Here is a 13,281-nt window from a genome sequence, read left to right as displayed (position 1 = left end):
TGACGTAGTTGCCGTGATTCTTGAAGTTGTCGGGGAGTGCCCAGTTCGGCACGCCCTTCGCGCCCGTTTCCGTGAGGAAAAGGAACTTGTCTTCGGTCACGGGCACATTCAGCGGCGCGCCCTGTTCTTTCCAGTCAGGAATCAACTCGTTCAAGGCGCGCGGATCCATGACCGCGCCGGAGAGGATATGCGCCCCGATTTCCGAGCCTTTTTCCAGCACGCACACGCCAATTTCGGCGCCTTTCTCCGCGGCCAGTTGCTTCAGGCGGATCGCGGCGGAAAGCCCGGCCGGGCCGCCCCCCACGATCACCACGTCGTACTCCATCGACTCGCGAGGGCCGTACTGCGCAATCCAATCTTCCGACGACATATCCTCGTCCTTCCTTGCTTGTTCAGCGCCTTGTGGCGCCCTGTCAAAACTGCACTTCGCTCAGCGCGAGCACGCCTGCATCACCCTTCGCGGCCAGGATCGACGTTTCGAGGCCGCCTGCCTGCGCGAGAATGTGCTCGCCGTAGAACTGCGCGATCGCGATCTTCGCGCCGTGGAACTCGGGATCGTTCGCGAGTTCGCGCTGCGAGACGAGCATGGCACGCGCCATTTGCCAGCCGCACAGCACGATGCCCGCGAGCTTGAGATACGGCACGCTGCCGGCGAACACCGCGTTCGGATCGCGCTTGACGTTCGCCAGCACGTAGTCGACGACATTCGAAAGCGCGCTCGCGCCTTTCTCCAGTTGCGTGCGCAACGATGCCGCCGCCGCGCCGCCCGCCTGACCGAGTTCCTCGGCAGTCCTCTGGATCTCGCCGATCAGGGCCTTCGCGACCGCGCCGCCGTCGCGCACCGTCTTGCGGCCGATCAGGTCGTTCGCCTGGATCGCCGTGGTGCCTTCGTAGATGGCGAGAATCCGCGCGTCGCGGTAGAACTGCGCCGCGCCCGTCTCCTCGATGAAGCCCATGCCGCCATGCACCTGCACGCCAAGGCTCGCCACGTCGTTGACCATCTCCGTGCTCCAGCCCTTCACGATCGGCACGAGGAATTCATAGATGGCGAGGTTGCGCGCGCGCACGTCGGCGTCGGCGTGGTAGTGCGCGTTGTCGCTGTACGCCGCCGCGACATAGGCGAGCGAACGGGCGCCTTCAGTCAGCGCGCGCATCGTGCCGAGCATGCGGCGCACGTCGGGGTGGTGAATGATGGTGGCCGACTGCTTGAGCGAACCGTCGACGGGGCGGCTCTGCACGCGCTCCTTCGCGTAGGCCACGGCCTTCTGGTAGGCGGCCTCGGCCACGCCCACGCCCTGCATGCCCACGCCGAAGCGCGCCGCGTTCATCATGATGAACATGTATTCGAGGCCGCGATTCTCTTCGCCCACCAGGTAGCCGACCGCGCCGCCCTTGTCGCCGTATTGCAGCACGGCGGTCGGGCTCGCCTTGATGCCGAGCTTGTGCTCGATCGAGACGCACTCGACGTCGTTGCGCGCGCCGAGCGAACCGTCATCATTCACGAGGAACTTCGGTACGACGAAAAGCGAAATGCCCTTCACGCCTTCGGGCGCGTTCGGCGTGCGCGCCAGCACGAGGTGGACGATGTTTTCGGCCATATCGTGCTCGCCCCACGTGATGAAGATCTTCGTGCCGAAGACCTTGTACGTGCCGTCGCCCTGCGGCTCGGCGCGCGTGCGCACGAGCGCGAGATCGGAGCCCGCCTGCGGCTCGGTGAGGTTCATCGTGCCGGTCCAGTCGCCCGAGATGAGCTTGGGCACATAGCGCGACTTCAATTCGTCGCTGCCTGCCGTGAGCAGCGCCTCGATGGCGCCGTCGGTGAGCAGCGGGCACAGCGCGAACGACAGGTTCGCCGCGTTGAGCATTTCGATGCAAGGCGTGGCGATCAGCTTGGGCAGCGCCTGGCCGCCGAATTCGGACGGGTGCTGCAAGCCCTGCCAGCCGCCTTCCACGTACTGGCGAAACGCCTGCGCGAAGCCCGGCGTGGCCGTGACCTTGCCGTTGGCGAGCGCGCTCGGGGCGCGGTCGCCCTCCACGTTCAGCGGGGCGATGACTTCGCCGGACAGCTTCGCGCATTCTTCGACCACCGCCTGCGCGGTGTCAAAACCGGCGTCTTCGAAACCCGGCAGGGTTGCGACGGCGTCGATGCCGGCCAGTTCTTTCAGCACGAACAGCATGTCCTTGACGGGGGCGGTATAGCTCATGATCTCTTCCACTCAAACAGGGATAACAAGACGCCGCCCGGCCAGGAGGTGCAAATGTGGCCACCATGCGGCAATACAGCACGGATCGTAGCGTCAAACGGCTGCCTCGCCACTGGCGAAACCGGACCACATGGTGACAATTCTGGCCACGCTATCGGCGGTTGTGCCCACCCGTCATGGGTGGGCGTCCCCACTTCGCGCTCAGCCGCGGCGCCGGTAGGTGCCGGGCGTGCTGCCGGTCCAGTGGCGAAAGGCGCGATGAAAGGCGCTCGGATCGTCGAACCCCAGATCCCCGCCGATGGCGGCGATGGTGTCCTGGGTGTCGGTCAGGCGCTGGATCGCCACGTCGCGGCGCAAATCGTCCTTGAGCACCTGGAAGGAGGTGTCTTCCGCCGAGAGCCGGCGGCAGAGCGTGCGTACCGAGCAGTGCAGGCTTTGCGCCGCCTGCTCGATGGTCGGCAGGTCGGGCAGTTGCGCGGCCAGGTACTGGCGCACGTTGTGGCTCACGAGCTGCTCGCTGAACGACTCGAAGATCCAGTCGCCCGGCGAGCGCGCGAGAAACGCGCGCAGGTTGCGCTTGCTCTGCCGGATCGGCATGTCGAGATAGTCGGCGCTGAAGCGCATCAGCGTGGCCTCGCGGCCAAAGCGTACCGGCCCCGAGAAGAAGTAACGGTGATCGAGCGCGTGCGCCGGCTGCTCGCAGGCGAAATCCACCTGCAAGAGCGCGATGCGCTGGCCGATGAGCCAGGACGACACACCGTGCGCCAGCTTGAGCATCAATTCCTGGCCGAGCGGACCGATCGCGCCGTACGCCGGGTTGGCGCGCAGCGCGACTTGCGCAACGAGCCCCTGGCGGCGCGATTCGAGCCGGAAATCGTCGAGCACGATATGGAAGAACTGATCGAAGCGATGCAGCGCGGTTTCGAGGTTGCGCGCGTCGAGCAGGCTCAGGCAGAGGAATTTGAGCGTGCCGCTGCGAAACGGCCGGCTGAAGATGCCGGGCATTTCGTCGTCGAGCTCGATGGCGAGCGTGCGATAGAGCGTGGAGAACTGCTCCTCCGTCACGCGCCCGCCGGGCTTGGCGAGCAGTTCCAGCGCGATGCCGGCCTCGTTGAGGTAGCGGCGGATCACGGCGGGCTGAGCGTGCGCACCGGCGAGAAAGCCGTTGACGAGGGAGATGGGAACGGTGGCGCTGGGCGATGGCATGCGATGGCGACGTGAGGCGGCTCGAACAGGGCGGTCGGCGTATTGGCGCGCACGCGCCATTCAACACGGCCCGCCCGCCATTCTAGAACGGCCGCGCGCATCGCGCCCCAAAGTCCGCATTCAGGCCGCGCCGCCCTGCCCGCGCGCCTGCGCGAATGCGGCGAACCACGCAAGACTCTCGGGGTTCGCCATGGTGTCGGGATTGGCGATTTTCTCCAGCGGCTGTCCAAGCAGGAGGCGCTTGATCGGCACCTCCATCTTCTTGCCCGAGAGCGTGCGCGGCACCGCCTGCACCTGATGGATCTCGTCGGGCACGTGGCGCGCCGAGAGCGCTTCGCGCACGCGCGCGCGAATGCGCTGCGCGAGCGCATCGTCCAGCTCGACGCCGGGGCGCAGCACCACGAAGAGCGGCATCGACGAGGCGCGCCCGAGGTACTCCAGATCGACCACGAGGCTGTCGAGCACTTCGGGCAGCGACTCCACCGCGCGATACAGCTCGCTCGTGCCCATGCGGATGCCGTGGCGGTTGATAGTCGCGTCCGAGCGGCCGTAGATGACCGCGCCGCCCGTGGGCGTGATGCGCAGCCAGTCGCCGTGGCGCCAGATGCCGGGGTACATGTCGAAATAGCTCTCACGGTAGCGCCGGTTCTGCTCGTCGCGCCAGAAGTAGAGCGGCATGGACGGCATGGGCGCGGTGCAGACCAGTTCGCCCACTTCGTCGATGCGCCCGCGCCCCGCTTCGTCGAACGCCTCGACGCGCGCGCCGAGGCACCGGCACTGCATCTCGCCGGGATACACGGGCAAGGTCGGCACGCCCGCGAGAAAGCAGCCTGCGAAGTCGGTGCCGCCCGAGATCGCATCGATCCATACGGGGCCTACGTGCTCCAGAATCCACACGTAGGCCTCGGGCGGCAGCGGCGAGCCGGTGGAGCCCACCGCGCGCAGGCGCGAGAGATCCGCCGCCGCGCGCGGCTCGACACCCGCCTTCAGGCAGCCCTGGAAATACGCGGCCCCGGCGCCGAAAAACGTCACACCGGTTTCGCCCGCGAAGCGCCAAAGCGCCTGCGCGTCGGGCCAGGCGGGATTGCCGTCGTAGAGACACAGCGTCGCGCCCGCGAGCAGCCCGGCCATCTGGCAGTTCCACATGATCCAGTTTGTGCTCGCGTACCAGTGGAAGCGGTCGCCGGGGTGCAGATCGAGATGCAGCGCGGTGAGCTTCACGTGCTCCACCACCACGCCGCCATGCGAATGCACGATAGCCTTGGGCATGCCCGTCGTGCCCGACGAATAGACGATCCACAGAGGATGATCGAACGGCACGCTCTCGATTTGCAGCGGTGCGTCGCCGGCAACCGCGTCGCGCCACGCCGTGGCGCGCGGGTATTCGCTTGCGCTCGCCTCGGGGTCGAGTTGCGCGACGAACAGGAGCTGCTCCACGCTCGGCAATTCGCGCAGCAGATGGTGAATCAGTTCGCGCCGGTCGTGCGGCTTGCCGCCGTAGCGATAGCCGTCAGCCGCGATCAGCACCTTCGGCTCGATCTGGCGGAAGCGGTCGAGCACCGCGAGCGGTCCCATGTCGGGCGAGCAGACCGACCAGATCGCGCCCACGCTCGCCGTGGCGAGAAAGGCCACCACGGTCTCGGGCGTGTTCGGCATGAAGGCCGCGACGCGGTCGCCGCGCGCGACGCCAAGGCGCCGCAATGTCGCCGCGCAGGCCGCGACCTGGCGGCGCAACTCGGCCCAGCTCGTTTCGCGCGTGCGCCCCGCCAAGGCCCCGCTCTCGCTGCGCGAAACGATCGCGGGCGAGGCGTCGCTCGCGAGGCGCAGCGCCTGCTCGACGTAATTGAGCTCGACGCCCGGGAACCAGCGCGCGCCGGGCATGGCGGCGTCGGCGAGCGCTGCGCCGCGCGGCTGCCGCGAGGGAATCTGCGCCCAGTCCCACAGCGCGCACCAGAAGCCGTTGACGTCCTCGACCGACCAGCGCCATAGCGCGTCGTAGTCGTCGAACGCCAGGCCGCGCGCCTCGGCCAGCCATGTCGTGAACTCAGTGATGCGCGCCGACTCGATCTGCTGCGGCGTGGGCGTCCAGGCGGGTGCGCTTTCTGGCACGGTTTCGTTCATCTCGATGCGAAGGCTCTGGTGAATTTGTCTGAGCCTATGGTGCCGGAGCCGGCGCGCATCGAACAATTAAGGGAAACCAGTGGAACGCGCGCGGCGCTACCCCCGCATGAGCGCGGCCTGCGGTTCGCCCATGCCCGCCTTGTCGGCGAGGCGGATCAGCTCGGCGAACGAGCGCGCCCGCATTTTCTCCATCACGCGCGCACGGTGGATCTTCACGGTGCTTTCGGCCGTGCCGAGCACGCCCGCCACCTGTTTGTTGAGGAGTCCCGTGACGACGAGCGCCATCACCTCGCGCTCGCGCGGCGTGAGCATGCCGACGCAGGCGTGGATCTGTTCGAGCTCCTCGCGCTGCGCGCAGGCGCTGGCCGAAAGCGCCAGTGCACGCGCGACGGCCGGCAGGAGCCGCGCCTCGTCGAGCGGCTTGACGAGGAAATCGGTTGCGCCATGTTTCATGGCGTCGACCGTCGAGAGAATGTCGCCGTCACCGCTCACGAACACCACGGGCAAGGTCGCGCGCAGGCGCTCCTGCACGGCTAGCCCGCTGCCATCGGGCAAATGCAGGTCGAGCACGAGACAGGCCGGGCCGCAATCCAGGTCGGCCTCGCTCAGGAACGAAGCGCCGTCCGGCCAGGTTTGCACGCAATAGCCCGCGACATGAAGGAGACGCGCGAGCGCGCGCCGCACACTCTCGTCGTCGTCGACCACGAACACCATGCCAGACTCGCTCATCAGCGCACCCGCGCGGCCGTTGCGTGCGCTTCGCGTTCGAGCGGCAGCGACACATGGAAGGTCGCCCCGCGCGCGGCATTGTTCTCGGCCCATAGCCGCCCGCCGTGCAGCGTCACGATATTGCGGCTAATGGGGAGGCCAAGGCCGAGCCCCTGCGGCTTCGAGGTGAAAAACGGCGTGAATACGGCGTCGAGCGGTTGCGTGGCGATGCCCTCGCCGCGATCGCTCACCGACACGCGCACCGTTTGCGGCCCTTCGCCGCTCACCCGCGCCGTCACGAGCCGATCGTCTGCCGTACACGCCTCAACCGCGTCGAGCGCGTTCATCATCAGATTGAGCACGACTTGCTGCAACTGCACGCGATCGCCATGCACGACATGCGGGCCGCCTTCGATCTCGACAGCCACGCGCACGTTGCGCTGCGCGGCGTCGCCATGCACGAGCGCCGCCACGTCGCGCACCAGTTGGCCGAGTTCCTGCGGCTGCATGTCGAGTTGGCCCTTTTTCACGAGCGCGCGGATACGGCTGACGATGCCGGCCGCGCGCAAGCCGTCGGCGGCAATGTCCGCTAACGTCTCGCGCAACTCGTCGCGATCGATGGTTTCGTTCTCCAGATAATGTTGCGCCGCCTGCACGTTGCTCAGTATCGCCGTGAGCGGTTGATTGATTTCATGGGCGAGCGAGCCTGCCAGTTCGCCAAGCGTCGACACGCGCAGCAAATGGGCGACCTCCGGCTGCGGCGGCAAGTCGAACGGTGTGGGCGGCGGCACGGTCTCGCGCGGCTTCGCCCGGCCCTTGCGCGGGCGGCTCGCGGTCTTTTCGGCACGCTTTTCAGTGTGCTTTTCGAGGCGCTTATCGGCGCACTTTTCGCCGCTTGCCTGCGAAAAGCCGTTATTGCCCGCATTCGCGCCGATGTCCTGCTGACGGCTCGCGGATTCCATCACATTGTGATTTTTTGCAGTATTTTGAATAAACGGCGGAATTGAAACCCTTTTCGGTCGAATACTATCTCGCGAATTAATGGAATATCCGCGTCGCTGGAATAGCGCGAAATCATTCCTGAACAACCAGAACGCTGTCGCGAGCGCGAGAAGTTGCGCAATGCAACATCCCGGCATATCGATACTCATGACGTGCATCTCCGATTTGCCGCATTATTCGCCGCGTTCACGGGCCCCGCGCCGGTGCGGCGCGCCCGCGATATGCCTCGGCGGGATCTCCAGGCACCAAGGTTTGCATAGGGATAGCGATTTGCCAAAACGTCGCGATCCCGTCCGGTTCAAGCGCTGACTGCCACGACATGATTGTAAGCAATTTGCGCGGGAAAGCTTATTCGGTGCGCAATGCTGTAATGCCGCACTTGCGCGGCATATTGTCGTACGCAATTCGCATAACGCCGCATGAAAGATGACATGCAATGGCGGCGCTTAATCCCGAAGATGCCGCCAATTCAGGATCCCTATCGGACTAAAGTCTTATTGTCAGATTGTGCGCCCCCTAGCAGATTATTCGAGTAGCAGCGCGGGCACTTTTTTCGCATGCGATATCCGCGCTGTCGATACGCCGCAAGCTCACGGGTTGGCGCGTCACACGAAAGTTGCGCCGAGGCCAGTTCGTAATGGAGATCGCCCATGTCCGATTCCGCATCGCCTCGTCCTGCCGCCGCGCCCGACAGCGCAGCCGCGCCGGCCACCGCCACCAAGCTGCGGCTCGGCGCGCTCACCGCCCTCGTCGTGGGGTCGATGGTGGGCGGCGGCATCTTCTCCCTGCCGCAGAACATGGCGGTCAGCGCCGACGCCGGCGCCGTGCTGATCGGCTGGGCAATCACCGCGGTCGGCATGCTCATGCTGGCGTTCGTGTTCCAGACGCTGGCGCTGCGCAAGCCCGAACTCGACGGCGGGGTGTACGCCTTCGCCAAGGCCGGCTTCGGCGACTATATGGGTTTCGGCTCGGCGTGGGGATACTGGATCAGCGCGTGGCTCGGCAACGTCGGCTACTTCGTTCTCCTTTTCAGTACGCTCGGCTACTTCTTCCCGGTCTTCGGCGAGGGCAACACGCCGATTGCAATCATCTGTTCGTCGGTGCTACTCTGGGCGCTGCACTTCCTCGTGCTGCGCGGCATCAAGGAAGCGGCGTTCGTCAACCAGATCACCACCGTGGCGAAGATGGTCCCGCTTTGCCTCTTCATCATCCTCTGCGCATTTGCGTTCCGCTCGGGCATCTTCACGACCGACTTCTGGGGGCAAATGAATCCCAAGCTCGGCAGCGTGACCAACCAGGTCCGCAACATGATGCTCGTGACGGTGTGGGTGTTCATCGGCATCGAAGGCGCGAGCATCTTCTCCGCGCGCGCCGAGAAACGTAGCGATGTCGGCAAGGCGACGGTCATCGGCTTCGTGGGCGTGCTGCTCCTGCTCGTGCTCGTGAACGTGCTCTCGCTGGGCGTGCTCACGCAACCTCAACTCGCCGCCTTGCAGAACCCCTCGATGGCGGGCGTGCTGGAGCGCGTGGTGGGCCATTGGGGCGCGATTCTGATCAGCGTGGGTCTCGTGGTGTCGCTTGCCGGCGCGCTGCTCTCGTGGGTGCTGCTGTGCGCCGAGATCATCTTCTCGGCCGCGCGCGACCACACCATGCCGAGCTTCCTGCGCAAGGAGAATGCGAAGCAGGTGCCGGCCAATGCGCTGTGGCTCACGAACGGCATGATCCAGTTGTTCCTCATCATCACGCTGTTTTCGAAGGGCACGTATCTCTCCCTCATCTATCTCGCGACGTCGATGATCCTGCTGCCCTACTTCTGGTCGGCGGCTTACGCACTCCTGCTCACGCTGCGCGGCGAGACCTATGAGAAGGACAGCCGCGAGCGCAGCAAGGATCTGATCATTGCGCTGATCGCCGTGATCTACGCCGTCTGGCTCATCTATGCGGGCGGCCTCAAGTATGTGCTGCTCTCCGCGCTGCTCTATGCGCCTGGCGTGGTGCTGTTCGCGCGCGCGAAACGCGAGATCGGCCAGCCCGTGTTCACGACCATCGAGAAGTTCGTCTTCGCCGCAGTGCTGCTCGGTGCGCTGGTGGCGGCTTTCGGCCTGTACAAGGGCTTTCTCACCCTCTGATTCGAGGAGTCACATATGAGTACGGACACTGTCGCCTTCGGCGTCAACTCCGAGGCGGGCAAGCTGCGCAAAGTCATGGTGTGCGCACCGGGCCTCGCGCATCAACGCCTCACGCCCAGCAACTGCGACGAGCTTCTCTACGACGACGTCATCTGGGTCAGTCAGGCGAAGCGCGACCACTTCGACTTCGTGACGAAAATGCGCGAGCGTGGCGTGGACGTCCTCGAGATGCACAATCTGCTCACGGAAACGGTGCAGAACCCGGAAGCGCTCAAGTACATCCTCGATCGCAAGGTTCGCCCCGAAACCGTGGGCGTGTCGCTCGCGGGCGAGGTGACTAGCTGGCTCCAGGGGCTCGAACCGCGCAAAGTCGCGGAATTCCTGATTGGCGGCGTGGTGGCCGAAGATATTCCGGACACCGATCAAAGCAAGATCCTCAAGGAATTCCGCCGCTATCTGGGCTATTCGAGCTTCGTGCTCGCGCCGCTACCCAACAGCACCTTCACGCGCGACACCACCTGCTGGATCTACAACGGCGTCACGCTCAACCCGATGTACTGGCCAGCGCGCCGCCAGGAAACGCTGCTCACGACGGCCATCTATCGCTATCACCCGGAATTCGCCGGCAAGGACTTCCAGGTGTGGTACGGCGACCCCGACGAGGACCACGGCGCGGCCACGCTGGAAGGCGGCGACGTGATGCCGATCGGCAACGGCGTCGTGCTGGTGGGCATGGGCGAGCGCACGAGCCGCCAGGCCATCGGTCGGCTCGCGCAAAACCTCTTCGCCAAGGGCGGCGCCGAGCGCGTGATCGTCGCGGGCTTGCCGAAGTCTCGCGCCGCCATGCACCTCGACACGGTGTTCAGCTTCTGCGACCGCGACCTCGTGACGATCTTCCCCGAAGTGGTGGGCGAGATCGTGCCGTTCTCGATCCGCCCCGACGACAAGAGCCCGTCGAAGCTCGAACTACGCCGCGAGGAAAAACCCTTCGTGGACGTCGTGGCCGAAGCGCTGGGCTTGAAGAGTCTGCGCATTGTCGAGACCGGCGGCAACGCGTTCGCGGCCGAGCGCGAACAGTGGGACGACGGCAACAACGTGGTGTGCGTGGAACCGGGCGTCGTGATCGGCTACGACCGCAACACCTACACGAATACGCTGCTGCGCAAGGCGGGCGTCGAAGTCATCACGATCACGGCGAGCGAACTGGGCCGCGGGCGCGGCGGCGGTCACTGCATGACCTGCCCGATCGTACGCGACGCGGTGGAGTATTGAGCCGCCGAGGCCTGAACATTCGCACTTAAGCGCATTCAAGCGCACTCAAGCGCATTCACCTGATTTCGCAACGGAGAACCGACATGGCTTTCAACCTGCGCAACCGCAGCCTGCTCAGCCTCATGCACCACAACACCCGCGAACTACGCTATCTGCTCGACCTCTCGCGCGACCTCAAGCGCGCCAAGTACACGGGCACGGAGCAGCAGCATCTCAAGGGTGTGAACATTGCCCTCATCTTCGAAAAGACGTCCACGCGCACGCGTTGCGCGTTCGAAGTCGCGGCCTATGACCAGGGCGCGAACGTCACCTATATCGACCCGAACTCCTCGCAGATCGGCCACAAGGAAAGCATGAAGGACACGGCGCGCGTGCTCGGGCGCATGTACGACGCGATCGAGTATCGCGGCTTCAAGCAGGAGATCGTCGAAGAACTCGCGAAATTCGCCGGCGTGCCTGTGTTCAACGGTCTCACCGACGAATACCACCCCACGCAGATGCTCGCCGACGTGCTCACCATGCGCGAGCATTCGGACAAGCCGCTCACGCAGATCAGCTATGCGTACCTCGGTGACGCGCGCAACAACATGGGCAACTCGCTGCTGCTGATCGGCGCGAAGCTCGGCATGGACGTGCGCATCGCGGCGCCGAAATCGCTGTGGCCGCACGACGATCTCGTGGCGGATTGCAAGAAGTTCGCCGAGGAAAGCGGCGCACGCATCCTGCTCACCGAAGACCCGAAGGCCGCGGTCAACGGCGTGGATTTCGTGCATACCGACGTGTGGGTTTCCATGGGCGAGCCGGTGGAAGCCTGGGGCGAGCGAATCAAGCTGCTGCTGCCCTACCAGGTGAACATGGCGCTCATGAAGGCGAGCGGCAGCGCGCAAACGCGCTTCATGCACTGTCTGCCCGCCTTCCACAACAGCGAGACCGTGGTGGGCAAGCAGATCGCCGACAAGTATCCGGAGCTCAAGGGCGGCATCGAGGTCACGGAAGAAGTGTTCGAGTCGCCGCTGAATCTCGCTTTCGAGCAGGCGGAAAACCGCATGCACACGATCAAGGCGATCCTCGTTTCGACGCTCGCCGACATTTGAGCCGCACGGCTTGACGGGGCGCGCGCACCGCGCGGCCGGGCTTCAAACCCGGTCGCCTCGCGCGTGCTCCGCTTCAACGACACGCATAACCTCGGGAGTACACCATGCGAATCGTGATTGCGCTTGGCGGCAACGCGCTGCTGCGTCGCGGCGAGCCGATGACGGCGGAAAACCAGCGCGAGAACGTGCGCCTTGCGGCCACCCAGATCTCGCAGATCGCACAGGGAAACGAACTCGTGATCGCTCACGGCAACGGGCCGCAGGTGGGCCTGCTCGCGCTTCAGGGCGAAGCCTACAAGGACGTGCCGGGCTACCCGCTGGACGTGCTGGGCGCCCAAACCGAAGGCATGATCGGCTACATGATCGAGCAGGAGCTGGGCAACCTGCTGCCGTATGAGGTGCCTTTCGCGACCATCCTCACCCAGGTCGAAGTGGACGCGAACGATCCGGCGTTCCAGCATCCGACCAAGCCGATCGGCCCGGTCTACACAAAGGAGCAGGCGGAGACGCTCGCCGCCGAGCGCGGCTGGAGCATTGCCCCGGACGGCGACAAGTTCCGCCGCGTGGTGGCAAGCCCGAGACCCAAGCACATCTTCGAGATCCGCCCGGTGAAATGGCTGCTGGAGCGCGGCACGATCGTGATCTGCGCGGGCGGCGGCGGCATTCCGACGCTCTATGGCGAAGGCCACAAGCTGGGCGGCGTGGAGGCCGTGATCGACAAGGACCTCTGCTCGGCGTTGCTCGCACAGGAGCTGGAAGCCGACGTGCTGATCATTGCGACCGACGTGAACGCGACCTATATCGACTGGGGCAAGCCGACGCAAAAGGCCATTGCGAGCGCGCATCCCGACGAGTTGGAGAAGCTGGGATTCGCGGCCGGATCGATGGGTCCGAAAGTGATGGCGGCCGCCGAGTTCGCGCGCAACACCGGCAAAGATGCGGTGATTGGCGCGCTGGCCGACATCGTGGCGATCACCCAGGGCAAGGCGGGCACGCGCGTGAGCACCGCAAAGCCCGGTTTGGTTTTCTATTAGGCCTGTTGCCTGACTGAGTGAGGCAAACTGAATGAGGCTAACTGAGTGACGCTAACTGAGTGAGGGTAACTGAGCGAGCCTGACTGCGTAATCAGGGCGCGCGCCTGCGGCAAAACCGGCTGCGGCGCGCGCGGTTGTTTGACGCGCTTCCAGGACGCTCCCTACTCTTCGCGCGCCGGCGGCATAACCTGCGCGCTGATCGTGCGCTCCCGCCAGAACAAATTGTGGATGCGGCTCTGCAAGCGGCGCAGGCCCTCTTCGCTCGCGCTGTGAAACGTGAGCAATGCGGCGGGACGCCCCGCGCCTTCAATGCGCTCGATGGCGTCGAACGGCGGAAAGCCGTAGCGCTCCAGAAACTCGTTGATTTCAGCGTCCGAGACGTGTTCGTCGATATTTCCCAACAGCAGGTCGGCCATGGTCTACCCCTAGTGTGCGTTCATTCGTGATGATAGTGTGGATTGGCCCGGTGTGACGACAAACCGCGTGAATCCGCGCGTGCCGTCGCAAAACC

General features: G+C 65.2%; 11 protein-coding genes. 4 read left to right on the top strand and 7 right to left on the bottom strand.

What is annotated here, in order from left to right; genetic code table 11:
* The 6 genes from C7402_RS37470 to C7402_RS37445 form a co-directional block, all read right to left on the bottom strand.
* On the bottom strand, positions 1 to 370 hold a 370-nt coding region (locus tag C7402_RS37470), incomplete at its 3' end, for an NAD(P)/FAD-dependent oxidoreductase (RefSeq protein WP_116614145.1).
* Positions 371 to 413: 43 nt separating this feature from the next.
* Positions 414 to 2,204: an acyl-CoA dehydrogenase gene (locus C7402_RS37465; RefSeq protein ID WP_116614144.1), complete on the bottom strand. Its 1,791-nt coding sequence runs from the start codon at positions 2,202 to 2,204 to the stop codon at positions 414 to 416.
* A 201-nt stretch (positions 2,205 to 2,405) separates the two neighbouring features.
* On the bottom strand, positions 2,406 to 3,470 hold the full coding sequence (locus tag C7402_RS37460; protein WP_372460416.1) for an AraC family transcriptional regulator: 1,065 nt from the start codon (positions 3,468 to 3,470) through the stop codon (positions 2,406 to 2,408).
* Positions 3,471 to 3,530: 60 nt separating this feature from the next.
* On the bottom strand, positions 3,531 to 5,531 hold the full coding sequence (locus C7402_RS37455; RefSeq protein ID WP_116614143.1) for an acetoacetate--CoA ligase: 2,001 nt from the start codon (positions 5,529 to 5,531) through the stop codon (positions 3,531 to 3,533).
* A 96-nt stretch (positions 5,532 to 5,627) separates the two neighbouring features.
* Positions 5,628 to 6,260, bottom strand: a complete 633-nt coding sequence (locus C7402_RS37450) for a response regulator transcription factor (protein WP_116614142.1) — start codon at positions 6,258 to 6,260, stop codon at positions 5,628 to 5,630.
* Complete coding sequence (locus tag C7402_RS37445; RefSeq protein WP_165842091.1) at positions 6,260 to 7,201, bottom strand: sensor histidine kinase; 942 nt, start codon at positions 7,199 to 7,201, stop codon at positions 6,260 to 6,262. The genes C7402_RS37450 and C7402_RS37445 overlap by 1 nt, the downstream gene beginning before the upstream one ends.
* Positions 7,202 to 8,002: 801 nt before the next feature.
* Between C7402_RS37445 and arcD the strand changes: the two genes are divergently transcribed.
* From arcD to arcC, 4 genes are all read left to right on the top strand, one after another.
* Positions 8,003 to 9,370, top strand: coding sequence for an arginine-ornithine antiporter (arcD, locus tag C7402_RS37440; protein ID WP_244315027.1), 1,368 nt, complete (start codon positions 8,003 to 8,005; stop codon positions 9,368 to 9,370).
* A gap of 15 nt (positions 9,371 to 9,385) precedes the next feature.
* Positions 9,386 to 10,642 (top strand): arginine deiminase, encoded by a 1,257-nt coding sequence (gene arcA, locus C7402_RS37435; protein WP_112176250.1) that lies wholly within the window; start codon positions 9,386 to 9,388, stop codon positions 10,640 to 10,642.
* Between the two features lie 83 nt (positions 10,643 to 10,725).
* Complete coding sequence (locus tag C7402_RS37430; RefSeq protein WP_112176251.1) at positions 10,726 to 11,736, top strand: ornithine carbamoyltransferase; 1,011 nt, start codon at positions 10,726 to 10,728, stop codon at positions 11,734 to 11,736.
* Positions 11,737 to 11,840: 104 nt separating this feature from the next.
* Positions 11,841 to 12,770: a carbamate kinase gene (arcC, locus tag C7402_RS37425; RefSeq protein WP_116614139.1), complete on the top strand. Its 930-nt coding sequence runs from the start codon at positions 11,841 to 11,843 to the stop codon at positions 12,768 to 12,770.
* A 161-nt stretch (positions 12,771 to 12,931) separates the two neighbouring features.
* Here the strand turns inward: arcC and C7402_RS37420 are convergent, their stop codons facing one another.
* Complete coding sequence (locus C7402_RS37420; protein WP_112176255.1) at positions 12,932 to 13,186, bottom strand: RNA-binding protein; 255 nt, start codon at positions 13,184 to 13,186, stop codon at positions 12,932 to 12,934.
* Positions 13,187 to 13,281: the final 95 nt, after the last annotated feature.

Origin of the sequence: Paraburkholderia unamae, from assembly GCF_003096875.1 — a bacterium.
Taxonomy (GTDB): Bacteria; Pseudomonadota; Gammaproteobacteria; order Burkholderiales; family Burkholderiaceae; genus Paraburkholderia; species Paraburkholderia unamae.
This window is presented reverse-complemented; position numbering and strand designations above follow the sequence as displayed.